The following is a 26,519-nucleotide window of genomic DNA, read 5'->3' as shown; positions in this document are numbered from 1 at the left end:
TAGTACAAACGCCCCAACAGGGGCGTTTGTAGTTTTAAGCGTATCATCACTTCCCTATAACCACTTTCCTGTGGCTGCGGCCCCATTTGCGCATTTCATCTATTATGCGTTCCAGCGTGCGGCCGTGAGGGGTGAGTTCATATTTAACTGTAGTAGGTTTGGTGTCCATTTCGGTACGTTTCACCAGCAGGTTCATTTCCAGGTCTGATAATTCTTTGGAGAGCATCTTGGTGCCTATGCCATCTACCAGGCGCAGTATCTCCATAAACTGGAGCGCACCGCCACAATTCAGCGTAGTGATGAGCTGTATCTTCCATTTGCCGCTCAGTACGGCAATAGTATCCATGGCGGCTATCAGCTCATCATCTTTTGTACATGCACTGTCCAATACGATGGTTTCTTTTTTTCTCATAGTAAATGGTTTGCCCCTTACAAATTTATCAAAAACACTGTTGGTAATTAGTTCCCTCGGGGAAACTACTTTCTTAAAGGGAATACAGGAGTATATACGGGTGCAATAAAGATAGTTTTGTGTTTTACAAACCATAAAAAACTTAGCTCTATGTCAGCAGTATTTACAGACGCGAATTTTGATAATGAAGTATTGAACTCCGGTAAACTATCAATAGTAGACTTCTGGGCCACATGGTGCCCACCGTGTATTGCCATCGGCCCTTCTATTGACGCACTGGCTACCGATTTTGAAGGACAGGTAAACGTAGGCAAACTGAATGCGGATGAGAACCCGCAGGTATCATTAAAATATGGTGTGACCAACCTGCCCTGTGTGTTATTCATTTACAATGGCGAAGTGGTAGACAAGGTAGTAGGTGTGGCATCAAAAGCGGCCTATCAGCAAAGGGTACGTAAGTTGCTGGAGGTGTACGCATAGTTAATGGTTCACTTGCGTGCTGTTATCAGCAGGTCGGTCACAGTTACACCATCGTTATGAGCATACTGTTTTCGTTGCAGGTCAATTACAGTAAATCCATTTTCAGCCAACGCGTGTAACAGGTATCCGGCTTCGTGGTAATACATATATATGCTATCGCCCGAGCTACCTGTTTCATAACCTGATTTGTTGTGATCATCTTCCATCGTGCTGATGTACAGGGCACCGTTATTATTTAGTATGGCCGCTGCATCTTTTATTAATTGAGTTGCCTCCTGCTTAGATAAATAAGGCATACAAAATCCACACACGATGCCATCGTATTTGCGCCCGATGCCTGCTATATCCCTGCAATCCATTAGCTGAAATGCAGCAGCGGGGTTATTGGTTTTTGCCAGTTCCAGCATATTGGCAGAAAGGTCGGTACCCAGTAGCTGAAGGTCAGGTCTTTTATCCAGCATGTATTTTGTAATGTTGCCCGGACCGCAGGCAAGTTCCAGTATGGTAGCATTGTCTTTCAGCAAACCACAAAACACATCCAGCGAATCGTGGTACAGGCTTATATCCATGAACTTGTCGGCGTATGCCTGTGCATGTTTGTCAAATACCTCTACTGCTTCTTTTGTTTTGTTCATACGCTGAAGAATAGTAAAGCTATGAAAAGCCTGTTAACATTAGTGTATGGCCCGGTGTACAAAACAAAAACTGTATATTCATACTACACTAATACAAATACAATGAAGCAGTTATCATACTTACTGGTTATTTCCGTTCTTTTATTTGGCTGTGGCTCTGCTACAAAAAATACGGCAGAAACAACAGACAGTGCAGCTGTGGAAGAAGCTCAGTTCAATGGTGAGCGCGAACCCTATGATGATGAGATACATGAGTATGGTATGGTGAAGGAAGTAGAGGATATGGGTTATCCTATATTTGCTGTGGATATGGAATTTCCTGAGCGGCAGATGGAGGCAAGCTTCAACCTTAATATTGAGCAGGGAGGCATAGACCACGATGCTGTTTACAACATGAAAGGTAAATACGTCACCTTTTACTATACAGTAAATGACGAACCCGACCTGGCAGACATGCAGGTAAACGGTAAGTCGCTGTTTGGACAATATGCACCTGAAAAGATCGACCCTGACTGGAAAAAGATAACAGGTACTTTAAGCGGTGCTAACGAGCCTACCCCTGGCGACCTGCCCGGCAAAGTGACGGTATCAGCTAAAGACGGCAATGCAGTAACCTTCAGATATTTTGTGGATGTTGCCATGGTGACAGCCAATGGTAAAGAGGTAAATGCTTATTATACCATGAGTGGCACACAGGATATTACTTATATAAAAGTATCAGAAGATTGATCATTGGTGAAAGTAAGGGTGATCCCAGATCACCACTTTAGGGTTAGCCGACTGTACTGCGGCATTCAGTTTTTTAGACACACCACCAAAGTCCCACGGAAAGTAGCGCAATTTGCGTTTTTTGCCCGTGCCGTCATCATAGGTCACTATCCAGTGGCGCCTGCCATTAATTTTAGACCTGCTCTTTTTTATGCTTTCTATGTCCGAAAAATGGATGGTCCTTTCTGCCCGGCCGTGAATGACGTATAAGTTCTGTTGGTCGAAACGTAATCTTCTTGCCCTGAGCAACAGCAGGTATAAACCAATACTGATAATAAGTCCCGCCAACATTCCTGCGTTTTTCCCTCCGCTGTTTATTACATCCATCGCAAATATCAGCACAGGTATATATAGTACATGTCTTAAATTCCTGTAGCCATTCGTCAGCAATATGCGCTCCTCTGTCATCAGTGAGAATATTGATATGCTAAAAATAGATAATTTCTGCTCTTTTCAGGGATTGTGTTAAGCGAGGTACCTTATTACCCATAAGTGAATATCTTTACTGGCAGGATTATTGATTAATATTATTGCCCCGTTGTCGGACCAATATAACAGGAATGAAAGAACTGATAAAGAAGGTATTAAAGAAATTACCCGTTGCCATTACCCAAAACCAGAAGTATGATAGCCAGACCACAAAGGTTATCAGCAGGGTGTGCAGTGCCGGTAGTTCCTGTATCGACATTGGTGCGCACAAGGGCGAGGTATTGGATATCATGCTGAAATATGCCCCCAACGGCACTCATTATGCCTTTGAGCCTATACCGGACATGTATAAAAACCTGGTGACAAAATATAAAGGCATGGGTAATTGCAAGATATATGATTACGCCCTGAGCAATAATACAGGTACAGCGTCTTTCAATTATGTAATATCCAACCCCTCATATAGCGGACTGGTAAAAAGAAAATACGATCGTGATAATGAAGAGGATACTAAAATAGAGGTGAAGACCGAGCTGCTGGACAATGTGCTGCCTGGTGGTTATATGCCCAACTTCATGAAAATAGACGTTGAAGGTGGCGAGCTGCTGGTGCTGGAGGGAGCTAAAAAGACGATCAGCAGCGCTAAGCCTGTTATTATATTCGAGCACGGTTTGGGCGCATCAGAATGTTACGGTTCTACACCAGAAAAGGTATACGAATTGCTTACCTCCTGCGGGCTGGTGGTATCTACCATGCACAGGTGGCTGAACAACAAACCACAATTCACAGAAAAGGACTTCTGCGACCATTATTACAAAAAGCTGGATTATTATTTCATTGCATATCCTCTATAGATAAAAGCATCTTGCATATGGCTACTGTCAAATTCAAAACCATTGATGAGTATCATGCCGCATTTCCCGCAGATATACAGCTATTGCTGGATAAAATGAGGGTTACCATCAGGCAGGCCGTACCGGGCGCTGCAGAGGTCATCAGCTATAATATGCCTGCTTTCAGGCAGCATGGAGTATTGGTGTATTATGCTGCAAATAAGGCGCATATCGGATTTTACCCCACAGCATCGCCGATGACTGTTTTTGCCGCCGACCTGGAGCAATACAATACCAGCAAAGGTGCTATACAATTCCCGCTGGATAAGCCATTGCCGGTTACACTCATCAAAAAAATAGTGAAATACCGAGTACAGGAAGACATAGAAAAAGCAGCAGCAAAGAAGAAAAAAAAGTAGATACCAAAATTTACCCGGGACAAGTGCGGTTGACTTGCGCAACCCCCTCCTGTCATCACAACCCCTCCCGTACGTCATCACGAGGAGGTATTTATGAATATCAATACCGACGTGGTGATCTCGCCCAAACGTGGACACACAACACCCCCTCTCCCGTCATTGCGAGCGAGTATCTGCGAATGCAGATAAGATTGCCCTCGTTCATAATGCCACTGGCATTACTCGCTCGCAATGACGGGAGGTGGCGATAACCTCACACAAAGCGTAATTTTAATGACTATTTTGTATATTATTACGTATATTTGCTGTAATAAAAGCGAATGCTTTTATGGAAGTCCCGCCCAAGCGGGATAGTATAATAATAAACACAAAACCATGTACCTACCACCATACCAAAGCCATTCAAACAGAGTCAGTCCCGCCCCGGCGGGACTTTTTTATGAGTTGTTAAGTACGGCGCGTTTACCCTTTTACTTAACATTACTTAACAGTTTAGCTGCAAATGCTTCTTTATCAACCTGTTACAAAATCCTGATATTGCTTTCAGTTAAACCCGCAAATGCATTACTTAACAAAATATTACCCTTTGCTCAAACACTTATGCATGTATTAATAATAAAATATGAATACTGTACAAGCACAAATACTAACCGTCATATATATGAAACTGCCATAAAATTGCAACCGCGGATTAAAAAAACCCTTAACATTTCCCCAACACTTTTAAAAAAGTGCCTGTCTTTATTGATTCCTGACGTTATGATGAAGCAAATCACTGTCCATACGGCGCTGCTGCTGGCGTTAGTAATGCACATTCATTGTGCAGGTCAGAACCTTGTGCCCAATCCATCATTCGAAACCTACAAAACCTGCCCCAACAACATTTCAGGGCTCGAATACTCTCCCGGTTATGTCAGTTTCCCAACCGTTCAGGGCTGGGTCAACCCCATGTCTTCCGGCTCTGCCGACTATTTTAATACCTGCGCCACCCAAAGCAGTTATGTATCCATACCCGGCAATGCTTTTGGCTACCAGCTACCGCGCACCGGCAATGCCTACATAGGCATGATAGCCTGGGAGGGCAGTAACCAGGGCGGCAATATGGTCAATGTTTTTGCAGAATATGTGCAGTGCAAACTCAATCAGCCTATGGTGGCCGGCACCAGCTACTGTGTCACTTTCTATGTTAATAATGGCGTATCGCCCGCTACCTACAACTATGTGGGCATCGATAAAATAGGGGTCAACTTCTCTGCCACCAAGGCCACGCAATCCACAGGTTTTACTATGGCACTGTCCAACAGCGTCATCAGTCAGCCCGGCAAGTTCCTGTCTGATACCTCGGGCTGGATAAGGATCAACGCCATATACAAGGCAACGGGCGGAGAAGAATGGATGACTATGGGATGGTTTAACAATGGCAGCGCGCCCAATTTCCTGCCCGTACAGCCGCAGGTGCCCAATCCCCGCGACAACTATCGCTGCTACCTGTTCATAGACGATGTATCTGTTGAGAAGATGAGCACTGTAGATACCTTGTTCACCTCGCAGGACTCCATAGCCTGTACGCCTGATACAGTATTTACCATGACCCTGAACAGTAATGCCCAACTGGGCGACTACCAATGGAGTAATGGTGCAACGGTAGAAAAGATCAACATTTCAGACACGGGCACTTTCTGGTGTGTAGCCTCGGCGGGATGTGTCACTTATATTGATACCTACAAAGTAAAATATGTACCCGCCCCCCGCCTTGACCTGGGCAAAGAACTGGTCAACTGCGAGAACCAGCCTGTGACCATTAATGCCAACTATCCGAACAGTACTTATCAATGGAGTACCGGAGCCACTACGCCATCCATAACTGTTAACAGCCCCGGAGTATACTCCCTGTCGATAAACAATAAATGCGGAACACAAACAGACTCGGTTCAGGTGTATATCCAGCCCCCGACACCCGCACCCGCCGCTACCGACACTATGATCTGCCAATTTGTTGACGACCCTGTCATCAACGTATCGGGTACGGATATCACCTGGTACACCCATGCAGGCGGCGTCTATGGCAGTAAGATCCAACCCCCTGTCGTAACACTTGAACCGGGTACCTATGCACTCTTTATCAGCCAGACCTACGGCAAATGCGAAAGCATTAAAGTGCCGGTTAACGTCACCATCGACTATACACCTCATGAAGAATTGGGAGATAAGGCCGTCATGTGCGAGAACAACATCGAACTGATAGGCAAGAACGTAGCAGGCGTTGACTACAAGTGGAATACCGGTGCCAGCGTCTGCTGCATTTATCCCGATCGCGAAGGACTCTACAAAAGGGCCATCACCAATGTCTGTGGCAGCTTTGTCGACTCAATATGGGTCTATCATACCTCATGTAACGACTGTATCGTATTTCCCAATGCCTTTACCCCGGGCCATGAGATCAATAATATCTTCAGACCATTGCTCAAATGCCCGGTCGATGAGTTCAATATTCAGATATTCAACAGTTGGGGTAATAAGGTGTACGAGTCGAATGATGTTACCAGGGGCTGGAATGGCAGGTATAACTATGATTGGGGAGAGGTAGGCACTTACGTATTTATGGTGCAGTATCGCGCCAAAGGCAAGCTGCAACAACAGGTAATAAAAGGTAATGTGACCCTGCTCAGGTAGGCTCTGCCCGTTTTCATATTCGGGAATAATATCCGTTTTTAAGCCTTAAGCGCTACAAACACCGTTATATAATGGTAAATTTGCGCTCTTATTCATGCGGGCTTCTTTTACCATAGCACTTGTCGGCAATCCCAACAGCGGAAAGAGTTCGCTCTTTAATGTGCTTACAGGCCTCAACCAGCGGGTGGGCAACTTCCCCGGTGTTACGGTTGATAAGAAGACCGGCGTCAGTCGCATTGCAGAGGGACTGTCGGCCAATATCCTCGATCTGCCGGGCACATACAGCCTCTACCCCAAAAGTGCAGACGAGCAGGTAACCTACGAGGTGCTGCTGGACCGCAACCATGCAGAAAGGCCGGATATGATCGTAGCCATAGCCGATGCGTCCAACTTACGCCGGAACCTCCTGTTCTGCTCGCAGATAATGGACCTGGGTATACCGGTTGTCATCGGTCTCAGCATGAACGACCTGGCCCGCAAAAAGGGTATCGAGGTAGACGTGGAAGGTTTGGAAAGGTTGATGGGTGTTCCCGTTGTGAAGATCAACCCGCGTAAGAACAAGGGTATATCTGCACTGAAGAAGACAATAGCCGATGTGTACCATACAGGTATAGGTACACAGACCCGGGAGTTCATTGACATAAAAGAGCAGGCGGGTGAATGGCTGGAAGAAGTTAAAGACTTCTGTAGCCTGAAGAGTACTTACAGCGCTATGCACGTGGCCTGCAACTATATGGAGCTGTCGTTCCTGAACGCTGCACAGCGTATACGCTTGCTGGCACTTACCAACGAGAACGGGTTTCATAAAGCGAAAGTGCAGGCTGAGGAGGTAATGGTGCGCTATCGTAAGATAGGTAGCATCATGGAGAAGTGTGTAGTAGAGACCAGTCCTCTGAAACAGAGCATGATGAGCGAACGTATGGACAAGATATTGTTGCATCCTGTTTGGGGCAATCTCGTATTGTTGGTTGTGTTGTTCCTCATGTTCCAGAGTATATTCTGGCTGGCAGAGTATCCTATGGATTGGGTAGAGCAGGCGTTCAGCTACCTGGCCAAAATGCTCAACAGTATCATACCCGCTGGTTTTGTGCGCGACCTTTTGGTTAACGGAGTGCTGGCAGGCATTGGTGGTATCGCCATATTCATCCCGCAGATCATGATACTCTTCGGGCTGATAACTCTGCTGGAAGATACAGGCTATATGGCTCGTATCAGCTTCCTGTCAGACAGGCTGATGCGTAGCGTAGGCCTCAACGGACGTTCTGTTATGCCATTGATAAGTGGTATGGCCTGTGCAGTGCCTGCGGTAATGGCAGCCCGTACTATCCAGAACAGAAAGGAACGGCTGATAACTATTATGGTCACACCGCTTATGAGTTGTTCTGCACGCCTGCCCGTATACACAATACTCATAGGCCTGGTCATTCCTGATAAGAGCTTCCTTGTTTTCAACCTGCAGGGGCTTGTACTTATGGGCTTGTACCTCTTGGGTTTTGTTATGGCACTGTTGGTGTCTAAGGTAATGAGCCTTATGATAAAATCTACAGAACGTAGTTACTTCCTGATGGAGTTGCCTGTATACCGCGCCCCCCGCTGGAATAATGTCATCACCACCATGATAGAGAAAGCAAAGATCTTCGTGGTTGATGCAGGTAAGGTCATCATGGTCATATCGCTGATCCTCTGGGTACTTGCAGCGTTCGGACCGCCGAAACAGATGCAGAAGGTAACGGCAAAGTACGCGGTGTTGAAGGAACAACATCCGGACAATCTGAAGCAACTGAAAATAGAAGAATCAACTGAGCGCCTGGAACACTCATTTGCGGGTATCATGGGTAAGGCTATTGAGCCGGCCATACGTCCACTGGGTTACGACTGGAAGATAGGTATTGCCATCATCACATCCTTCGCTGCTCGCGAGGTTTTTGTCGGCACTATGGCTACCCTATATAGTGTTGGCAACGATGAAACTTCTGAAACGGTAAGAGAAAAGATGCGTGCTGCACGCCGCCTGGACGGTACACCTGTTTATACCATAGGCACAGGAGTGTCCTTACTTATATTCTATGTATTCGCTATGCAATGCATGAGTACTCTTGCCATAGTAAAGCGGGAAACCCGCAGTTGGAAATATCCTTCTTTACAATTCGTTTACATGCTAGGTCTGGCCTATACCTGCGCCTGGATTGCTTTTCAGGTGCTCAGCTAACCCCCTTTCTTAACAGGTAGTTAATAGCATTTTTACACTATGTGTGCCTCTAATATTAAGTTAACTTCGTGAGATTAAATTGTAGCGAAAGACTGCGTGCAGACACGTAACAAAACAAAAAATACAGGCACCTTGTAAGGGTATCTGTCGGGCAGACATGACTATGAAGGAAGTAATAAACTTCTTTACGAACCTCTTTGAATACCAGGATTTCCGTCCTTTCTGGCAATGCGGAAATTGGACGGATTTTCATGGCTGGTTCTATATTGTAAGCGACCTGTTAGTATGGTCAGCTTACTTTGTCATACCCCTGCTGATACTACGCTACGCTCTGCGCATGGGTAAGTCTATCCGCTTTAATAAATTGTATTTCCTTTTTGCTTCTTTCATACTGGTTTGCGGCGCCACCTTCTTTGTTGATGCACTCATGTTCTGGGTACCGCTGTACAGGTTCAGTGCATTCATTCGTTTTGTTACAGGTGTCATTAGTTGGATAACTGCATTTTATGTAGTGAAGCATATGCCTAAGTTGTTCTCTTTTCGCTCGGGCGAGGAGATGCAGGTGGAGATACAGAACCGTATTGAAGCTGAGAACGAGCTGAAAGTGAAAAACGAGCAATTGCAGGAAGCTGAGAAACTGGCCAAGATAGGTTACATAAAATGGGATGTAGCCAATGAAAAAGTGCAGTACTCGGAGTCTGTACCGGAATTACTGGAAGTGGACGAACATAAAAAACTGAACTATCAGTTGTTGCTGGACATCATACACGAAGAAGATGAGAAGAACCTGGAAAAGGTTATTGATACCATCTTCATCAAAAAATTCTTCCCTAATTTTTATTGTCGTATCAATACGCCTCGTGGTGTAAAGCATATGTTGGTAGTAGGGCAGGTGATATTGTCTCCCATGGGTTCTATTATGGCCGCAAAAGGCACAATACAGGACGTAACGGAACAGCGCCTGTATATTCAGAAGATACAGAACCAGAACCAACGATTGAAAGATATAGCCTGGATACAGTCGCACAAGGTACGCGCCCCGGTGGCTTCAATTCTGGGTCTCGTGCAGTTGTTCAACAAAGAGCAACCGGACGACCCGATAAACCTTGAGGTGTTAGGCGGTGTGGCCGAAGCAGCACAGACGCTGGATGAGGTAATAAAGGAAATAAATGCAAAAACTGAAAGTGAGAAAGAGGAAGACAACAACGAGCACGCGTAATGCGTGTTCGTTTGCTTTTAGGATATCAACAAAACAGCGGACCACCAGTCCGCTGTTTTAATAAAAGCTATCGGCAATTATTTATACATTCTTCTTCAATGCCAGCAGGCTGAAGTCTGAATCTGCTTTTACTATCTTATTAGTCAAGGTACCCAGTCCGTCAATTTCCATTTCTACCACGTCACCTTCTTTGAGCCACTGTACCTGGTAGTTAGGGTCGTGGAACAGTCCCGTACCGTTCAGTTCCAACAGGCAGCCTGTACCTACCGTACCACTGCCTATCACATCGCCGGGCAGAATATCTGCGCCATATGCGCAACGCTCTACTATCTCAGCAAATGTCCAGTCCATATCACCCATATTACCATCACTCAGCAGTTCGCCATTCACCCAGCATTTCATGCCCAGCTTGTAGCTGTTACCGGTATGACCGTCTTTGGCGGGAACTTTATAAGGTTCCAGCTCATCAGGTGTTACCATTATCGGTCCGATCACTGTACTGAAATCTTTACCTTTTGCAGGGCCCAGGTTCAGCTTCATTTCTTCCATTTGCAGTGTACGCGCACTCATGTCGTTCATGATCATGTAGCCTGCAATATATTCATCCGCCTGTGCTGCCGTGATGTTACGTCCTTTTTTGCCTATTACTACAGCTGCTTCCAGTTCAAAATCCAGTTTGTTGAAATGGTCAGGCATACATACTATGTCGCCGGGGCCTTGTATGGCATTATGGTTGGTAAAGTACCATATAGGATATTGATCAAACTCTTCGATCATATCCACCTTCCGGTTGCGGCGTGCAGCAGCCACGTGCTGGCGGAATGCATAACCATCGCGGCATGAAGTAGGGTGTGGTACAGGAGCCATTATAGTCACTTCTCCATAGTTAACACCCATTACATTGTTCGTACCATTCTTAATACCTTCTTCTGTAGCACGCGCCAGGGGAGCGTACTCCTCCCAATCATTCAGCATTTGCCTCATTGTAGCAGGCAGAGCACTGTTCGCTTTGTTCGTATCGTATAATTTACCGTCTATCAACAGCGCTAACTGCTCTTTTCCTTCACGGGCATATGTTACCAGTTTCATATATCGTAATTTTTAGAGTGGCAAAATTAACCATTATAAGGCGTTTTTTAAACCTTTATAGACCCTATAACTGTTGATAGGCTGATATTCACTATTATTGTAGCTCAACAAATATGTATTTATGGCAGTTCCGTACGAACAGATTTTTGAGAATAATAAGCTGTGGGTAGAGAAAATGAAAGGCACCAATGCCGATTTCTTCGAACAACTGGCACAAGGCCAGCAACCCGACTACCTGTACATCGGGTGTGCAGACAGCCGTGTACCCGCTAACGAAATTATGGGTGTAAGCCCCGGAGACGTGTTCGTACACAGGAACGTAGCTAACCTGGTAAATAACATCGACCTGAATGTGATGTCGTGCATCAACTATGCGGTGCAGCACCTGCAGGTGAAGCACGTGGTAGTATGCGGCCACTATGGTTGCGGAGGTGTGAAAGCTGCTATGACGCCGCAAGACCTGGGCATACTGAACCCATGGTTGCGCAACATCCGAGATGTGTACCGTATGCATGCGGATGAATTAAACGCAATATCGGACGAACATGCCCGCTATGACAGGCTGGTTGAGTTGAACGTAGAGGAACAATGCCTGAATGTGATCAAAACGGCTGTGGTGCAAAAATCATATGCAGCTAATAAGTTCCCGGTGGTGCATGGTTGGGTTTTTGATTTGAATTCCGGTATGCTCAAAGACCTGGAGCTTGACTTTGAAGCAATGCTGAACAAAATACGGCAGGTGTATGACCTCACAGGAAAATAACAGTTTACAAATATTGAATTGAAGGGCGGATGAATTTCATCCGCCTTTTTTATGGCACGATTACTTTCTGTGCTCCTTTCTCAATACGGAAATGGATACTGTTGCTGCACTCATGTGCATCACCATCTGTCTGCATTAGTTTCAATTTGGGATGGCTGATGACTACCTCTTTGGCTGTAAAATGGTCTACATAAGGACTGTCAGTAATAGTGCCGCTCATGGCACGTAGCACCAGGGCACCGCCCAATACCTTCGGGAATTTTTTGATGATCACCACGTCCAGCAAACCGTCTGTCCAACTGGCGCCTGGTGCTATCTGGAAGTTGTAGCCAAACTGTTTACCATTGGCTACGCTTATAATGAATGCTTTTTCTTTTATCTCTTTACCGTCGATGGTGATGCTCCATTCCCACTCTTTGTAAGTCCACATATAACGGGTGACCAACCAGCTGTATATGGCAAAACCCCTGCGCACGCTATTCGCGAACTTTTTAGATATCAAGGCATCAAAAGCTACGCCGGCATTACTGATAAAAGGCCTGTCGTTGGCATAGCCTATATCCATCATAATGGTATTGCCACGATTGATGATGTCAATGGCTTCCTGTTCTTTCAGTGGGATATCCATTGTGCGCGCCATACCGTTGCCACTGCCTTTGGGTATAATGGCCAGTGCTGTGTTTGTACCTAATAGCCCGGCCACAATATCATTTACAGAGCCGTCTCCGCCTACGGCCACTACAGCATAGGCACCTTTGTCTGCAGCTTCTTTTGCCAGTTCCGTACCGTGTTTTGCATATTCTGTATGAATCAGCTCGTAGCTGAATTGTTCTTTATCCAGTTTGGTATCTATAGCCAGTTGTATAGCTTTTTCGCGCTCTACACCGCTTTTAGGGTTGATGATGAAGACCAGGTGTTTCTTACTCATGCCAGTTGTGCTTTTAAGCTAAGGTCCATACTAACAGCATGGTGTATAATTGCGCCAACTGATATGAAGTCTACACCTGTACGGGCATAATCCTCAACCGTATCTAAATTGATACCGCCCGATGCTTCCGTTTCATATTTACCGTCTACCAGTTGTACAGCTTCGGCCAGTTGTTCGGGTGTGAAGTTGTCCAGCATGATGCGATGCACGCCGCCATGTGCTATTACCCTTTTTACATCATCTATCGTTCGGGTCTCTATTTCTATTTTCAGGTTCAGCCCGTTGGCTTCCAGGTAATTGTTGGTGCTGGTAATGGCCTCTTCTATGCCTCCGCAAAAATCGATATGGTTATCCTTCAGCATGATCATATCGTACAAACCCATACGGTGATTCTGTCCGCCTCCTATCAGCACGGCCGCTTTTTCGTACGCCCTGAACAATGGTGTTGTTTTCCGGGTGTCTAAAATTTTCGTTTTATAGTTCTTTATCTTTTCAGCATATATATTTGTCAGTGTCGCGATACCACTCATGCGTTGCATACAGTTCAGCGCCAGCCTTTCTGCCTGCAGTATGGTGTGTACTTTGGCCAAGACGGTAAAGGCGGTCTCGCCTTTGGTCACCCGGTCTCCGTCTTTTTTGTAGAGTACAAATTGCGCCCCGGGCTCTATATATGTAAATATCTTCTGTGCCAGGTCTATACCGGCTATTATGCCATCCTCTTTTATCTTCAGCACTGCCTTGCCGGTAGCATCAGGGGCAATACAAGCCAATGTTGAGTGGTCTCCGTCCTTAATATCTTCCAGTAACGCCGCCCCGATAAATTCTAAAGTATTCACAAGCTCAATGTTTAATGCGTGCAAAACTACTAAATACATCAGTTACATATCAGATGTAACTATTTAATAACCTTGCGGTCAAATAAGTTTTGTAAGCCTTTTAAGGCCATATCAGGCAGCCGTCTCCATAACTCAGGAAACGGTATCCATGCTGCATAGCATGCTGATACAGGTCTTTCCATTTGTCGCCAATCATAGAGGCAACCAGCAACAATAGTGTGCTTTGCGGTTGGTGGAAGTTGGTCACCAATGCATCTACCACACGGTTTTTATAACCCGGCGCTATGAGTATCTGCGTGCGTGTCACCAGTGATGTGAGGTTCTCCCGTTGCAGGTAATCGACTATCGCCTGCAATGCCTCTTTAGTTTCAACGATGCTGTCTATTTCATAAGGGTCCCATTGGGTTACGGCAAAGCCTGCAAAATCCGGAGTGCCCCCGTTTGCCAGTTGTACGCCTATCCAGTACAGGCTTTCCAGCGTACGCATGGTAGTGGTGCCTACCGCTATGATGCCCGTATCCAGGTGTTTGATGATATGCTGTATACTACCAATATCCACGCCTATCCACTCGGCATGCATGGTGTGATCTTCCATGGTGTCCGTCTTCACGGGCATGAAAGTACCCGCTCCCACGTGCAGGTTCACAAATTCAGTATGAATATGTTTTTCTTTCAGGCTGCCCATGATAGCATCGGTAAAATGCAGGCCGGCTGTAGGTGCGGCCACACTGCCTTTATCGCGTGCGTATATGGTCTGGTAGCGTTCTTCATCACTATCTTCCGCATCGCGGTGCAGGTAGGGAGGTAAGGGAATCTTGCCCGCTATGTGCAGCACCTCGGCAAAACTTATATCAGTTCCCCAGGATAACTCAATGGTAAAAGAACCTTCATTCCTTTCTGTAATTTTTGCTTTGAGGATGAAGTCATCGTGCTTTTGCTCCAGCACCATGCCATGCTTCCACTTGCTGGCGCCGCCTACCAGGCAGTTCCACTGCACTTTTTGCGTTTGCAGCATGGCTGTCTGTACATCGCTGTATTGCTCGTGCGGCTCCAGGCAGAATATCTCTATCACACCACCCGTATCTTTTGTAAACAACAGGCGCGCCTGCACTACTTTGGTACGGTTGAACACCATTAACGCTTTTGCCGGAATATGTTCAGCAATGTTGCGATAGGTATCTTCTGCCGGTTGACCTTTTTTGTATATAAGCAGCTTCGACGCATCACGCTCCTCAAGCGGGTATTTGGCTATCCGCTCATCGGGCAGGTGGTAGGTATAATCTTCTATTCTCAGTTCCTTCGGGTGCATGCTTATTTTATTTCAGGTATGTTGATGCCTGTTATTTTACGGTATATGTCTATGGCGTAGAGGTCGGTCATGCCGGAGACAAAATCTACAATTGATAAGATATCCTCGTAGAGATTCTCCCGGTTGCGGCTGATGTGGAACTGTCCCGGCACTAATTGCAGCAGCTTGAACGATTTTGTTTTTTCGGGGTGCAGTATCGCCTGCATCAGTTCTTCCAGCAGGCCGCCTATTACGTTGTAACCCGCTATCTCGATCTCTACTACCGACTTGTAATTGTATATATGTTTGAATGAAAAATCGTTGATGGTCTTTATGAGTTGTTGCTCCTGTTCGGGCAGGCAGCTCAGCAGGTCGCTTTGCAAAGTGCCGGCCAGCAGTTCTTCTTCGTGCTGCATAAATATGCGGGCCAGCTTGTCGGTCATCAGGCCTATCCAGCGGGCACGTATGTATTGCACTTTCTGGTTGGCGTCGTGCAGGCTGTCTACTTTTTTATGAATGTACTCCCTACTGTTGTAGCCCTCCGGCTCGTTGAAGAAGGGGTAGAACAACTCCTGTATCTGCTCCAGGCTTACTATATCCAGCCTGTGGGCATCTTCCATATCTATTATACGGTAGCAGATGTCATCGGCCGCCTCGGTGAGGTATACGAACGGGTGGCGCGCGTAAACCGTATCATGCCCTTCTGTTTTAGGAATGTCCAGCGTTTCCGCAATATCCTTGTATATATCTATCTCGCTGTTGAAAAAGCCCGACTTGCGCGTGGCTATCAGCCCCGTTGACTTATTGAACCCTTCGTGCGAAGCGCAGGGGTATTTTACGATAGACGCCAGCGTGGTATATGTGAGCTTATAGCCGCCTTCCGCTTTTTCGTTGAAGTTGTTGGTGAGGATGCGCAGGGCGTTGGAGTTGCCCTCAAACAGTTCAAAGTCTTTTACCTGCTGTTCGGTAAGGCGTTTGTGTATCTCCGCTTTGGTGTCGTTATCCAGCTCTTTGAAAAAGGTGCGGATGGCATACTCGCCCGAATGACCGAAGGGTGGATTGCCGATATCGTGCGCCAGGCAGGCGGCGGCTATTACCGACGATAACTCGTAACGATAAAAATCGATGAACTCATGCGACTCATCGGGGTATTTTTCAGCTATGGCGTCGCCTACGTATTTGCCCAGCGAACGGCCTACGGAGGCTACCTCCAGGCTGTGTGTGAGCCTGTTGTGCACGAACACCGCGCGTGGCAGGGGGAACACCTGTGTCTTGTTCTGCAACCTGCGGAAGGCCGATGAGAATATCAGCCGGTCGTAGTCGCGCTGGAAAGAGGTACGTACACGGTCTTTGTTGGTTTTCTTGCCTTTGCTGTCACCCGTACGTATCGTGCTGTATAATGACGCCCAATTCATGCTGCAAATATAGCTTTCCTTTGGTTGGCAGTTGACAGACGTTATTGGTTGGCCCGTCTATAACGTTGTAAGGAAACCACAAAAGAATAAACAGCCAATAAAGCATACAGTAAGAAAAGGACCGTAAACCAGGTTGAACGCTCGTGCTGGATCGTATAAACAGACATTGTCATAAAAAAGACGAATGACATGGCACTAAAGCACATCCAGAAAATGTTTGCTTTTTTTGACCTGAATATTTTAGATAACTGTTTCATATTAAAGTTTGCCTGCCAAAGTTTTGTACTACAAATATCAGGAAGAAGAAAATAAACAGTACCCTAAAAATGAGGGTATTGGCAATTATAAAATAATGCGGCTGTTAATCAGGGGGAACGCATCCCGCCCATGTTGTTGAAGAACACCAACAACGGCGGAAAAGTATAGGTGATCCCTAATCGTCCTCGTTTGCAACTAGGATGTAATGGCATAGCGATTGTATCGCCCATATCTGAAATTATCCTACTTTCGCCATGCAAATGAATACACTGTTATCTAAGTTAACCGTGACAACGCTGCTGATAGCGGCACCGATATTATCATCAGGGAAAGGAGTAACCGAATCATTGGTTTATATCAAGAATGCATTGTTGCTGAACAAACAAGATGTGAAGGGGGATGTGGGTATCACAAAAATGGCCAACACATTGCAGCAGGGGATAGGGTATAATATTACCCGGTGTACAACACCGGGTGTGTTACTGTCATCAGGTATAGAAGCCGGCTATGAGCGGTACAATGCAAATATTAAATATCCCTTCAGTGATTATGGTTTTATAAAGCCTAAATATCCTGGCGACAATTACCATTTGCATGCAACTATACCGTACATACAACTGAACATAAATATCGGTTACCGGTTCACGAAAAAGAAATATATGCCTGAGTTCAGGATAGGACAGATATTGCATTTACCCCTGCATAGCAAACCACTTGATTATTACTCAACTGAAACGCCAATTAACGGGTTATTTGATTTTAATTACGAGATAAACGGGAGCTTCGGCAAGAATGATAATGCTTTTGTTGGCGAGCTGATCAACTATCTGTACCTGGGTATGCAAGTACCCGGCAAAGGGCATAAAAGTTACCGTTTAGGACTGCAGGTGCAACGTAAGTTTTTCAATAATATTGATGGGTTCAGTTCGTACCGTATCATTTATTACGACAAGTTTGGTTTTGAGCGCGGACGTGAGTACTTCAAAGGCACACATACATCCATAGGTATAGTACTGGGAATTACTATATAGTTTGCGATCCTTCTCCATGTTGGTAATGAACATAAAGGTGTTATTTCTCCTACTCTCGTCATCACGAGGAAGTATTTGCCTCCCCGCCCATGTTGGTGTTCTTCACCAACATGCTCGCGAGGTTCAAAAGTTCAATCAAAGATATAATGAGTAATGAAATCCCAATCATCGGTTCCGGTTTCATAATACTTTGCGCTGCTAAAAAGGTAATCTTCCGGAAGGTTACATAGATTTGCTTTTACGGGGTTCTCATGTATATAGTTCAACTTCTGTTTCAATACGGATTCAGACCTTACAGGTACTGATAATGGGTTTCGCTGCCATACCTGGTATTTTCTGTCTTTAGCATTTACATGTAAACTTTCTAATAATGGATGATTTGTATTGCGTAGTTGTTTTAATATCTGCTGTGCGGTGTACTTCAGAAAGTCCCGTTGTACGTTCTTTAATTCCTGCGGATGAATGATTTGCCATAGTAAGTGAATATGGTTGTTCATAATGCAGAAAGCACATACATGAATTCTATTTTCATGCACTAAAAATTTCAGGCTATCTAGTATTACCTGTTTATGAGTATTGCTTTGCAATACAGGCTGCCAGTCAAGTATCGTCGCGGTGAAAAAGTACAGTTCATATCGTTTGTAAGCAGACATACTTAAAAATACATATTTCGCGGTATATGCATGTTGCGTATTGTCCTGCACGAGGGTTGTTGGTGAAGAACACCAACAACGGCGGAAAAAATTGGAGTAGTTTTATCAAAATATCTTAGTAGTTTTCATAAATGATAACTTACGAAAAGAAGAAAGAGGCAATCTTAGCGCAGTATTTCAATCAATACACAGCCCAAATTTATCCTGCGATCGACCTGTATAACGACTTAGCACCAGAATACAACAATGGCATGTTAAACGTTATGCATACTATGTTCTTGTGCAGCGTTATAGATCATTTCGGTAAAGTGTTAAGAGTTGGACATACAAAGAGCGTTACTCCATTAAAGCCAGGGCAAAATGAAAAGAACTTCTTATTCTTTATCTCAACCTTTTTCCCGGCAGACGGTTGCAAAGGTGATATTATTTATAAACTTTTTAGAAATGGTGTCATGCACCAGTTTTTCCCAAAGGCATCGGGTGTATTTTGGTCGAATGAGGCTCAACATAAGTATGTGCTTTTAGACGAAGATGGCGGCCATCCGCGAATGAATAATTATGTTTTGGGCAATCATATAAGAAGTGCTTTGAAAAATATCGATAGCAATATTGCCAATGACACTTTGGCGGTTGAAATTGAAGAGATGTATCAGCACCTAATAGTTGATAACTACGGCTTTAATGATCATGATATATTAGCAAAGTTGAAAGCATCATATACTGCGCGGGGAAAATCGCTATACGACCCTTGCTAAATTAAGGATAGGAATTAAATAAACGCAACTGCACCCAAACAGTCAAACGGCCGTCTTAATTCTTCAAGACTTGATCCATCGCAGTTGAATGTTTGAAACCATATGGATTCAAAAATGTTGTACCTATATTGTACCAATGCTTCTTAATTCAGCATATAGAGCATGCCTGAAATCACTACCTATATTGAATTTTACTGTTTTCATGGATACGATAAAAATTAAGTGAAGAACACCAACAACGGCGGAAAAGTATAGGTGATCCTGGTCATGAGAACGGTATTTTCTTCCTATAGTGTAAATAACACATTTTGTTTTTTGTAAGCCGGACGCTTGTATTGTTTGGGGTCTAAGTGAGACGCTTAGACCAGTGGTGAGTAATATTGATTTGCCTCAATAGGGGTTCTTTTTATTGATCAATATCCTATAAACAATTGTAATTTCAACAAAATTACGTATATTTGCTGTAGTAAAATACAAACCAATACCATGCACCCGCCATACACAACATATTCTATAAAGTTCAGCCCCGCACATGCGGGGCTTTTTTATGAGTTGTTAAGTGCAGCGCGTTTACGGTTTTACTTAACAATACTTAACAGTTTGGTTGCAAGGTGTTATTTATCAATGGGTTACAAAGCATCCATATTACCCGCAGTTAAACCCGCTTTTCAGCTACTTAACAATTTAGCGTCAGCTTTGCACCTGTTTTATCGCCAACAGGCAGCAACAAACTGCCTGTTACCAACGCTAAACAGTCAGCCAAAGGAAACCTATATTTGCAGCATGGAATTACCACATCATATCTCAATAGCCTACCTGCAAAAAGCGGGCAACAACCCTATCAACCTGTCTGCCGATGCCATGGGCAGGATACAGGACAACCGCAAATATCTCGACAATATATTAAGCAAGGGCGAGACCTATTATGGTATCAATACCGGTTTCGGTTCGCTCTGCGATGTGCGTATCAACGACGACCAGTTGGCTGAGCTTCAGGAGAACCTGGTTTGCTCGCATGCCTGCGGTATGGGCGATGAAGTGCCCGAAGATGTGGTGAGGCTGATGTTGTTGCTGAAAGCGCACGGGCTCAGCCAGGGCTACAGCGGTGTGCGTACAGAGGTAGTGCAAAGGCTGGTAGACTTTTACAACCTGCGCATCCACCCGGTGGTGTACGAGCTGGGTTCCCTCGGTGCTTCCGGCGACCTGGCGCCACTGGCGCACCTGAGCCTGCCTATATTCGGTAAGGGCAAGGTCAGGTTCAACGGTAAGGTGCGAGAGAGCATGGAAGTGCTGGAAGAAATGGGGCTGGAGCCGATACCGCTGGCCGCTAAAGAAGGGCTGGCCCTGCTGAATGGTACCCAGTTCATGAGCAGCTACGGCACATGGGCGCTGATGGCGTCGGAAAGGCTGTATGCCTGGGCCAACGTAATAGGTGCTTTGTCTACCGATGCCTATCATTCAAAAAGCGACCCTTTCAAACACCCCATACACAGGGTGCGCCCGCACAAAGGGCAGATAACCACCGCACAGCAGCTGATGGACCTGCTGAAGGGCAGCGCCATACAGGATATTCCTAAAAAGCAGGTGCAGGACCCGTATTCGTTCCGCTGCATGCCACAGGTACACGGCGCCACCCGCGATGTGATAGACACGGTGAACAACGTAATAGAAACAGAGATCAACTCGGTAACGGATAACCCCATCGTCTTCCACGACGAGGATGAGATAATAAGCGGTGGTAACTTCCATGGTCAGCCGCTGGCCCTGCATTTAGACTTCCTGGCTATTGCTATGTCTGAGCTGGCCAATATATCAGAACGCCGTACTTACCTGCTGGTCAGCGGGCAAAGGGGCTTGCCCCCGTTCCTTGCTCCACAGGCCGGTCTGAACAGCGGTTTTATGATAGCGCAATATACCGCCGCGGCTATCGTAAGCCAGAACAAACAGCTATGTACTCCTGCTTCTATTGACAGCATTGTGAGCAGCAACGGGCAGGAAGACCATGTGAGCATGGGCGCCAACGCTGCTACCAAACTGCACAAGCTCATCAAGAATGTACAGCGGGTGCTGGCTATAGAATTGCTCACCGCTATGCAGGCCATAGAGTTCCGCCGCCCGGACAAGAGTTCAGAGCCGCTGGAAAAACTGGCTGCAGCTTTCCGCAGGCAGGTAACTTTTATGGATAAAGACAGATTGCTGCACGATGATATGATCATTGCGGAACAGTTCCTGGCGCAGCACCCGGATAATATCATTGGCAGTTAAAACAGATCATGAATAGTAAAACCCAAATACACCTATGTACTACAAAGAAGCGATACTCTGCCTGATGTTCGGCGTTGCCGAAGCCGATGACCACCTGCGCGAAGATGAACTTATCTCTATCGTGACGATGAAAGAGGTGTTCAAAGGTTATTCCGAGGTGGATATCATCAACCTGTATAAAGAATACAAGGTACGCTTTGAGGATAAGCCGTTCACCGAAACGGCTTACATCATGGCCAAACAGATACCCGCCGAATTGTACATGGGTACCTTATCAATACTGGCGGACATCATCGTGCTGGATTTTAATATCGATATAAAAGAAGGGTCGTTCATCAGTATAGTGGCCAATACCATGGGCATATCAGATGTAGCAGTAAAAACCCTCTTGCTGGCGTCGCTATCCAAAAAGCTGCTGATGACCACCGGCAAAGAATAGAACCATAAGTGGCGCCTATGTATGTATAAACATTAGTGTAAAGAATGGTATAATATATTGGTGTAAATTTATACTATGATGTCAAGACGTAAATTCATAAAAGGTTCGGCGATATTAGGCGCATCGGTAGCGGCACCCTCTTTGTTGTTAGGCCAGTCAGGCATGTACTCGGCGGCAGGCAACAGGAAGATACACAGGATACTGAATGCTGATCGTGTGAATGTGGGCACCTTACCTGTGATGCGTGCCTTTGCCGGCAATCATCTGGATTACGTCTCGCCCTTTGTGCTGTTCGATGAGTTTGGCCCCGTAGATGTTACCCCCGGAACAAATCCGCTGAGGGTAGACGCGCACCCGCATGCCGGGGTAATACCCACCACCTATTTCCTGTCGGGTAGCGGGCACCACAAGGATAGCCTGGATTATGATTTCCAGATAGAGAAAGGGGAGTTCATGATGTTTACCTCAGGCAAGGGGGCGATACATATGGAAGAGTCGGGTGCGAGGCTGAAAGAGGACGGCGGCAACCTGCACGGTTTCCAGGTATGGCTAAATATGCCTGCCAATAATAAGTATGACGACCCAACGACCATCGTGCATAGGAACGGTGTAATGCCGACCATTGTAAAAAAGGATTTTACAGGCAGGGTGGTGATGGGCGAGCTGATGGGCTATAAGTCTGAGATACAGACATTTACACCCACGTTCTACTACTACCTGAAACTGAATAAACAGGCAAGATTGAACATCCCGGTAGACCCGACACACAATGCTTTTGCCTATTGCGTGAGTGGCAAGCTGGAGATAGAAGACCAGAACGAACTGAAGCCCAACCAGGTAGTATTATACAAGCGTGGTGGTGGCAATATCAACCTGTACAGCGAAGAAGGTGCTGAGGTTTTCGTATTGGGCGGCCAGCCTTTGAATGAGCCTGTTTTTTCTTACGGGCCTTTCGTAATGAACAATGAAGAACAGATCATGCGCTGCTATGCCGACTACCAGTCCGGCAAAATGGGCGACCCGTATAAGGTTAATGAGTAGTTAACTACAATAAACATTACGGAATAACGTATATCGGATATATATATTTACGGCGGATAAGAGACCACCGTAATGAAAAACAGGATATACAACATACTGCTTGTAGCCCTTGCCGGGTTTATTGTGCTGTACTACAGCCAGAAGCCTGAGTATAACTGGGATATGATAGCCTACATGGGTATCGTGACTGAATACAGTGAGCCTGATATGCAGAAGATGCATGATGAAGTATATACCAGCCTGCAAAACGAAACGCCTGCTGAAATATACAACGGGCTTACAGCCGATATAGAAGACAGGCGAGATTGCCTGCTGGCTGCCGCAGCGTTTTATGATGAGCTGGAATATTTCAGGGTAAAGCCATTGTATACGGGATTTGTATACGCGCTGCATAAAACGGGCATACCATTGGTCAAGGCTACGCTTATCCCTTCGCTGATAGCATCATTCCTGTTGCTGATTGTATTGTATGCTTTGCTCTCATTGTATGTACAAAATCCCTTCGCTCTTATACTAACGGTGATATTGGGTTTGTACGAACCCTTCAGGGAGATAACGGCATTATCATCTCCTGATGCTATGTCTAACCTGTTCATTATGCTGTCGCTCTACCTGGTAGCTAAGCAATACAAAGGCATTTGGTTGCCGGTTGTGTTGTTCTTTTCTGTGGTGAGCCGTGTAGATAATTTCATTTTCGCGGGAGTGGTAAGCTATTTTGTGTACCTGCAGGGCAAGCGCAATGTACTCTTGCTGTCAGGCGTTATAGGTGCTATCGGCCTTGCCGGTGTGATACTGATTCCTGTGCTTATGGGTGATACACCCGATTGGTTCATGAAGTTTGCTTACGTCGCATCCATAGGTGATTATGTACAACACTGGAGAGATGTATTCTTCCTGTTCAGGCATTCTGTTTATGATATGCTTGTTATAGCTATTTCTATCTTCCTGTTAATAAAGACACATGGGTTGGCAAAGAAGATGACCTTAATAGTGCTGATAAGTGTAGCGGTACATATGCTGCTCTTCCCTTCGCTGCAGGAAAGATTTTTGGTAGCTTATGAATTTACTTTGGTAACTATGCTTGCCTGGTATGTAATCGCTAAATACAGGATATTACCTGCGCAGAAACTGGCGGTATAGTAATTTATAATACTGAAACAGTAGTGCTGCTATCCATATCGCTGATATGAAGTATTCCCGGCTTTTTACCTTTTTCTATACTGCCGACGGTATCATCCATTTGCAGGGCTTTGGCTCCATTATATGTTCCCCAGCGCAGCAGATCTTCCCAGTTAGTTTCCGGGTAGTGTTTTTTTATGGTTTGTAACTCGGCCAGTACAGATAGCTGATGGTTGGAAGAAAGGCTGTCGGTACCTACGCAGATAGTATCACATTCCCGCATCAGCATGGGTATATCAGGCAATGTATTTTCAATATACAAATTGGCATTCGGGCACAGGCACCAGTATACGTTCTTAAGCAGCGTTTGCGCTACTTCTATGTCCGCACGATGTGTGTAGGTATTATGCACGAAGATAAAAGGGTGAGATGCGGACAGCCATTGCAGGTAGGTTTGCAGCGATGTTTTGCCCGAAGGCAGAAAGAAACTGTCGTCAATACCCAGTGTCTGCAACAGGTCGTTTACCGGCCCCTTTTTTGTGAGGTAATATTCATCTTCTCCCCTACTTTCCTGGTTGTGAATAGACAGTAAAGCGTTCTCATCAAAGGTATCTATGAGCCGGAAAAGTTGTTCTGAAACACTGTAAGGTGCATGTGGTATAATAGATTGGCGGATGATCCTGCTTTCTTTTTGCTGTGCCGCAAATGCATGGTATACCGCAACAGAATAATCAAATTGCCTCTGAGGTGTTTGAGAAAAACCAAGAGCCTCGACAAAGCTATGGAAGTGTATCTTATCCTGTATACGCAGGTCGAGCGTATCGCTGGTATTGGCAATATCGCCTACAGCAACAACACCATTATTGCGCATGGCATGAAAAGCTTCATGCCGGGCGGTAACTTTCTGTTCTTCTGTAAAATTATTTCTTGTGGTGGCGACCAGTTTCAGAAATGGGATAAGGCCTGTATGTTCGGGAATGGCCCCTTTCATATGTGACAACTCCAGGTGGCAATGAGCATTGACAAAACCGGGGCAAATTATGCCCTCATAATGTTTTGCTTCCTCCCTATGCGTTTCAAAATAAATGCCTGTTACTACTCCGTCATCACTCAGTTCAATAACCGTACCTAGTGGCAACCAGTTTTTGCCGTCGTGAATGCGTGTAGCGGTAACCAGCATATTATTGTTTGAAGTGTTTCAGGTTGATTATCTCTTTTTCGTTGAGGAAACGCCATTTGGCACGCGGGATGTTCTTTTTGGTCAGGCCTGCATACATAACGCGGTCCAGTTTTTCCACAGCGTATCCCAGCGATTCAAAAATACGGCGCACGATGCGGTTGCGGCCACTGTGTATCTCTATACCTATCTCATTTTTCTTTTCAAGATAAGCAAGTGCGTCTACTTTCACTTCTCCGTCTTCCAGTGTCAGTCCGGCCAGTATCTTTTCAAAATCAGGTTTGCCCAGGTTCTTGTCCAGTGTTACCTGGTATACCTTTTTGATATTGTATTTAGGATGAGATAGTTTTTGTGCCAGTTCTCCATCGTTGGTCAGGAGTAATAACCCCGTCGTGTTCCTGTCCAATCTGCCTATGGGGTATACCCTTTCGTCTCCAGCATCTGCCACCAGGTCCATTACTGTCCTTCTTTCCTGCGGGTCGTCTGTGGTGGTAATGTAGTTCTTGGGTTTGTTCAGTAGTATATACACCAGGTTCTTCTTTGATGTAATAGGCTTGCCGTTATATTCTATTTTATCTGTTGGCTGTACTTTATAACCGGGTTCTGTTTTCACTTCGCCATTCACTTTTATCAGTCCCTGCTTTACCAGTTCTACAGCCTCGCGGCGGCTGCAGATACCGCAGTGCGCTACGAACTTGTTCAGCGGCATCACTTCTTCTTTCTTCATGCCGGCATTCGCCCTTTCGCTATCCGCTTTTGCTACATCTGCACGCCTTACAGGTTTATCAAAGTTGCGTTTGGGTTTGCGGTCATCAGAGTAGCGTGAGCGTTCTCTTGTTTCTCCATCTCTTTCAGGGCGTTCTGCTTTTGGCCGTTCAGGTTTTGCAAAGAATTTGTCAGGACGGTCGCCTTTAACGTGTTTTTTAGGAAGATAATGATCATTGGTACTCATATCAGGCCTGGCTCCGTTACTGCGTTTCGGCCTGTCGTTATGAGCAGGGCGCTCTGCTGATGGCCTTGCTCCATATGGGCGTTTCCTGTCATTATTGCCACGATTATCACCCGTATCACGTGTGCCATACGGGCGCTTAGCTCTATCGTTGGCCGGTCTGCCCTCTTCCCTTTTGCCGTATGTACGTTTGGGATGTTCTTCGTTATTATATGGTTTGCGCTCATCAGCACTCTTGTTCCTGACAAAACGTTTGCGCTCGCCGGATGCAGGCTTTCCTCCTCTCTCATTATGCTTTTCAGCGTCGTTCTTTCGTTTGCCTGAAGGCCTGTCTGTGCTCATTTTGGAAAATTATCAGTCGGTAAAGGTACAACGTTTATGTAGAATAGCTGTAACCTACTATAGTGTATTATATGCAAAACAAACGGGCTGCAGT

25 protein-coding genes are annotated in these 26,519 nt (G+C 45.6%); 14 read left to right on the top strand and 11 right to left on the bottom strand.

All coding sequences use genetic code 11. The annotated features are described in order from the left end of the window. Positions 1-46: 46 nt before the first annotated feature. On the bottom strand, positions 47-412 hold the full coding sequence (locus H6550_01510; protein MCB9044792.1) for a helix-turn-helix transcriptional regulator: 366 nt from the start codon (positions 410-412) through the stop codon (positions 47-49). Positions 413-562: 150 nt separating this feature from the next. Here H6550_01510 and trxA point away from each other — a divergent pair, with 150 nt between their 5' ends. Next, a complete protein-coding gene (gene trxA, locus H6550_01505) occupies positions 563-892 on the top strand; it encodes a thioredoxin (protein MCB9044791.1) in 330 nt (109 codons plus the stop codon). An 8-nt stretch (positions 893-900) separates the two neighbouring features. On the opposite strand, the gene H6550_01500 is transcribed toward trxA, so the two are convergent. Further along, positions 901-1,527, bottom strand: coding sequence for a methyltransferase domain-containing protein (locus H6550_01500; protein ID MCB9044790.1), 627 nt, complete (start codon positions 1,525-1,527; stop codon positions 901-903). A gap of 102 nt (positions 1,528-1,629) precedes the next feature. On the opposite strand from H6550_01500, the gene H6550_01495 reads away from it, so the two are divergent. After that, entirely contained in the window at positions 1,630-2,256 is a 627-nt protein-coding gene (locus tag H6550_01495; protein ID MCB9044789.1) for a hypothetical protein, read from the top strand. Here H6550_01495 and H6550_01490 read toward each other — a convergent pair whose 3' ends face one another. Continuing rightward, positions 2,257-2,703: a hypothetical protein gene (locus tag H6550_01490; GenBank protein ID MCB9044788.1), complete on the bottom strand. Its 447-nt coding sequence runs from the start codon at positions 2,701-2,703 to the stop codon at positions 2,257-2,259. A gap of 152 nt (positions 2,704-2,855) precedes the next feature. On the opposite strand from H6550_01490, the gene H6550_01485 reads away from it, so the two are divergent. The 5 genes from H6550_01485 (at position 2,856) to H6550_01465 (ending at position 10,077) form a co-directional block, all read left to right on the top strand. Continuing rightward, positions 2,856-3,578 (top strand): FkbM family methyltransferase, encoded by a 723-nt coding sequence (locus H6550_01485; GenBank protein ID MCB9044787.1) that lies wholly within the window; start codon positions 2,856-2,858, stop codon positions 3,576-3,578. Positions 3,579-3,595: 17 nt separating this feature from the next. After that, positions 3,596-3,976, top strand: a complete 381-nt coding sequence (locus tag H6550_01480; GenBank protein ID MCB9044786.1) for a DUF1801 domain-containing protein — start codon at positions 3,596-3,598, stop codon at positions 3,974-3,976. A gap of 759 nt (positions 3,977-4,735) precedes the next feature. After that, on the top strand, positions 4,736-6,649 hold the full coding sequence (locus H6550_01475) for a gliding motility-associated C-terminal domain-containing protein (protein ID MCB9044785.1): 1,914 nt from the start codon (positions 4,736-4,738) through the stop codon (positions 6,647-6,649). A 94-nt stretch (positions 6,650-6,743) separates the two neighbouring features. Next, complete coding sequence (gene feoB, locus H6550_01470; protein MCB9044784.1) at positions 6,744-8,858, top strand: ferrous iron transport protein B; 2,115 nt, start codon at positions 6,744-6,746, stop codon at positions 8,856-8,858. A gap of 163 nt (positions 8,859-9,021) precedes the next feature. Beyond that, positions 9,022-10,077, top strand: coding sequence for a hypothetical protein (locus H6550_01465; GenBank protein ID MCB9044783.1), 1,056 nt, complete (start codon positions 9,022-9,024; stop codon positions 10,075-10,077). An 81-nt stretch (positions 10,078-10,158) separates the two neighbouring features. Here the strand turns inward: H6550_01465 and H6550_01460 are convergent, their stop codons facing one another. Next, complete coding sequence (locus H6550_01460; protein ID MCB9044782.1) at positions 10,159-11,166, bottom strand: fumarylacetoacetate hydrolase family protein; 1,008 nt, start codon at positions 11,164-11,166, stop codon at positions 10,159-10,161. A 121-nt stretch (positions 11,167-11,287) separates the two neighbouring features. Here H6550_01460 and H6550_01455 point away from each other — a divergent pair, with 121 nt between their 5' ends. Next, on the top strand, positions 11,288-11,929 hold the full coding sequence (locus H6550_01455; protein ID MCB9044781.1) for a carbonic anhydrase: 642 nt from the start codon (positions 11,288-11,290) through the stop codon (positions 11,927-11,929). A 49-nt stretch (positions 11,930-11,978) separates the two neighbouring features. Here H6550_01455 and H6550_01450 read toward each other — a convergent pair whose 3' ends face one another. The 4 genes from H6550_01450 to H6550_01435 all read right to left on the bottom strand — a co-directional run bounded on the left by H6550_01450 (position 11,979) and on the right by H6550_01435 (position 16,396). Beyond that, on the bottom strand, positions 11,979-12,857 hold the full coding sequence (locus H6550_01450) for a diacylglycerol kinase family lipid kinase (protein ID MCB9044780.1): 879 nt from the start codon (positions 12,855-12,857) through the stop codon (positions 11,979-11,981). Beyond that, positions 12,854-13,732 carry a carboxylating nicotinate-nucleotide diphosphorylase gene (nadC, locus tag H6550_01445; GenBank protein MCB9044779.1) on the bottom strand — a complete coding sequence of 293 codons (879 nt, stop codon included), beginning with the start codon at positions 13,730-13,732 and terminating at the stop codon, positions 12,854-12,856. The genes H6550_01450 and nadC overlap by 4 nt, the downstream gene beginning before the upstream one ends. Before the next feature lie 61 nt (positions 13,733-13,793). Next, positions 13,794-15,002 (bottom strand): S-adenosylmethionine:tRNA ribosyltransferase-isomerase, encoded by a 1,209-nt coding sequence (locus tag H6550_01440; GenBank protein MCB9044778.1) that lies wholly within the window; start codon positions 15,000-15,002, stop codon positions 13,794-13,796. A gap of 2 nt (positions 15,003-15,004) precedes the next feature. Continuing rightward, positions 15,005-16,396 (bottom strand): deoxyguanosinetriphosphate triphosphohydrolase, encoded by a 1,392-nt coding sequence (locus H6550_01435; GenBank protein MCB9044777.1) that lies wholly within the window; start codon positions 16,394-16,396, stop codon positions 15,005-15,007. Between the two features lie 518 nt (positions 16,397-16,914). Between H6550_01435 and H6550_01430 the strand changes: the two genes are divergently transcribed. After that, a complete protein-coding gene (locus tag H6550_01430; GenBank protein MCB9044776.1) occupies positions 16,915-17,685 on the top strand; it encodes a hypothetical protein in 771 nt (256 codons plus the stop codon). A 131-nt stretch (positions 17,686-17,816) separates the two neighbouring features. On the opposite strand, the gene H6550_01425 is transcribed toward H6550_01430, so the two are convergent. After that, positions 17,817-18,338 carry a transposase gene (locus tag H6550_01425; GenBank protein MCB9044775.1) on the bottom strand — a complete coding sequence of 174 codons (522 nt, stop codon included), beginning with the start codon at positions 18,336-18,338 and terminating at the stop codon, positions 17,817-17,819. A 131-nt stretch (positions 18,339-18,469) separates the two neighbouring features. On the opposite strand from H6550_01425, the gene H6550_01420 reads away from it, so the two are divergent. From H6550_01420 to H6550_01400, 5 genes are all read left to right on the top strand, one after another. Continuing rightward, positions 18,470-19,093: a hypothetical protein gene (locus tag H6550_01420; protein MCB9044774.1), complete on the top strand. Its 624-nt coding sequence runs from the start codon at positions 18,470-18,472 to the stop codon at positions 19,091-19,093. A gap of 783 nt (positions 19,094-19,876) precedes the next feature. Continuing rightward, entirely contained in the window at positions 19,877-21,358 is a 1,482-nt protein-coding gene (gene hutH, locus H6550_01415; protein ID MCB9044773.1) for a histidine ammonia-lyase, read from the top strand. Positions 21,359-21,392: 34 nt separating this feature from the next. Further along, positions 21,393-21,797 carry a hypothetical protein gene (locus tag H6550_01410; GenBank protein MCB9044772.1) on the top strand — a complete coding sequence of 135 codons (405 nt, stop codon included), beginning with the start codon at positions 21,393-21,395 and terminating at the stop codon, positions 21,795-21,797. A 75-nt stretch (positions 21,798-21,872) separates the two neighbouring features. Next, positions 21,873-22,838: a pirin family protein gene (locus H6550_01405; protein MCB9044771.1), complete on the top strand. Its 966-nt coding sequence runs from the start codon at positions 21,873-21,875 to the stop codon at positions 22,836-22,838. Positions 22,839-22,910: 72 nt separating this feature from the next. Further along, a complete protein-coding gene (locus tag H6550_01400) occupies positions 22,911-23,978 on the top strand; it encodes a hypothetical protein (GenBank protein MCB9044770.1) in 1,068 nt (355 codons plus the stop codon). Positions 23,979-23,982: 4 nt separating this feature from the next. Here H6550_01400 and H6550_01395 read toward each other — a convergent pair whose 3' ends face one another. Next, positions 23,983-25,137: an amidohydrolase family protein gene (locus H6550_01395; protein ID MCB9044769.1), complete on the bottom strand. Its 1,155-nt coding sequence runs from the start codon at positions 25,135-25,137 to the stop codon at positions 23,983-23,985. A gap of 1 nt (position 25,138) precedes the next feature. Beyond that, on the bottom strand, positions 25,139-26,425 hold the full coding sequence (locus H6550_01390; GenBank protein ID MCB9044768.1) for a pseudouridine synthase: 1,287 nt from the start codon (positions 26,423-26,425) through the stop codon (positions 25,139-25,141). Between the last annotated feature and the right edge of the window lie 94 nt (positions 26,426-26,519).

The sequence above is a fragment of the Chitinophagales bacterium genome (genome assembly GCA_020636495.1).
Lineage (GTDB): Bacteria > Bacteroidota > Bacteroidia > Chitinophagales > Chitinophagaceae > UBA5543.
Note: the sequence above shows the minus strand (reverse complement) of the source record. Positions and strands in the feature narration are given on the sequence as shown.

Bases quoted from the DNA above. Each gene is read 5' to 3' on its own strand.
- H6550_01395 (MCB9044769.1), bottom strand. From the start codon at position 25,137: ATGCTGGTTACCGCTACACGCATTCACGACGGCAAAAACTGGTTGCCA.
- H6550_01510 (MCB9044792.1), bottom strand. From the start codon at position 412: ATGAGAAAAAAAGAAACCATCGTATTGGACAGTGCATGTACAAAAGAT.
- H6550_01455 (MCB9044781.1), top strand. From the start codon at position 11,288: ATGGCAGTTCCGTACGAACAGATTTTTGAGAATAATAAGCTGTGGGTA.
- H6550_01495 (MCB9044789.1), top strand. From the start codon at position 1,630: ATGAAGCAGTTATCATACTTACTGGTTATTTCCGTTCTTTTATTTGGC.
- nadC (MCB9044779.1), bottom strand. From the start codon at position 13,732: ATGTATTTAGTAGTTTTGCACGCATTAAACATTGAGCTTGTGAATACT.
- H6550_01490 (MCB9044788.1), bottom strand. From the start codon at position 2,703: ATGACAGAGGAGCGCATATTGCTGACGAATGGCTACAGGAATTTAAGA.
- H6550_01465 (MCB9044783.1), top strand. From the start codon at position 9,022: ATGAAGGAAGTAATAAACTTCTTTACGAACCTCTTTGAATACCAGGAT.
- hutH (MCB9044773.1), top strand. From the start codon at position 19,877: ATGGAATTACCACATCATATCTCAATAGCCTACCTGCAAAAAGCGGGC.
- H6550_01440 (MCB9044778.1), bottom strand. From the start codon at position 15,002: ATGCACCCGAAGGAACTGAGAATAGAAGATTATACCTACCACCTGCCC.
- H6550_01425 (MCB9044775.1), bottom strand. From the start codon at position 18,338: ATGTCTGCTTACAAACGATATGAACTGTACTTTTTCACCGCGACGATA.
- H6550_01435 (MCB9044777.1), bottom strand. From the start codon at position 16,396: ATGAATTGGGCGTCATTATACAGCACGATACGTACGGGTGACAGCAAA.
- H6550_01410 (MCB9044772.1), top strand. From the start codon at position 21,393: ATGTACTACAAAGAAGCGATACTCTGCCTGATGTTCGGCGTTGCCGAA.
- H6550_01500 (MCB9044790.1), bottom strand. From the start codon at position 1,527: ATGAACAAAACAAAAGAAGCAGTAGAGGTATTTGACAAACATGCACAG.
- H6550_01405 (MCB9044771.1), top strand. From the start codon at position 21,873: ATGATGTCAAGACGTAAATTCATAAAAGGTTCGGCGATATTAGGCGCA.
- H6550_01390 (MCB9044768.1), bottom strand. From the start codon at position 26,425: ATGAGCACAGACAGGCCTTCAGGCAAACGAAAGAACGACGCTGAAAAG.
- H6550_01480 (MCB9044786.1), top strand. From the start codon at position 3,596: ATGGCTACTGTCAAATTCAAAACCATTGATGAGTATCATGCCGCATTT.
- H6550_01485 (MCB9044787.1), top strand. From the start codon at position 2,856: ATGAAAGAACTGATAAAGAAGGTATTAAAGAAATTACCCGTTGCCATT.
- H6550_01475 (MCB9044785.1), top strand. From the start codon at position 4,736: ATGATGAAGCAAATCACTGTCCATACGGCGCTGCTGCTGGCGTTAGTA.
- H6550_01420 (MCB9044774.1), top strand. From the start codon at position 18,470: ATGATAACTTACGAAAAGAAGAAAGAGGCAATCTTAGCGCAGTATTTC.
- H6550_01430 (MCB9044776.1), top strand. From the start codon at position 16,915: ATGAATACACTGTTATCTAAGTTAACCGTGACAACGCTGCTGATAGCG.
- H6550_01400 (MCB9044770.1), top strand. From the start codon at position 22,911: ATGAAAAACAGGATATACAACATACTGCTTGTAGCCCTTGCCGGGTTT.
- trxA (MCB9044791.1), top strand. From the start codon at position 563: ATGTCAGCAGTATTTACAGACGCGAATTTTGATAATGAAGTATTGAAC.
- H6550_01450 (MCB9044780.1), bottom strand. From the start codon at position 12,857: ATGAGTAAGAAACACCTGGTCTTCATCATCAACCCTAAAAGCGGTGTA.
- feoB (MCB9044784.1), top strand. From the start codon at position 6,744: ATGCGGGCTTCTTTTACCATAGCACTTGTCGGCAATCCCAACAGCGGA.
- H6550_01460 (MCB9044782.1), bottom strand. From the start codon at position 11,166: ATGAAACTGGTAACATATGCCCGTGAAGGAAAAGAGCAGTTAGCGCTG.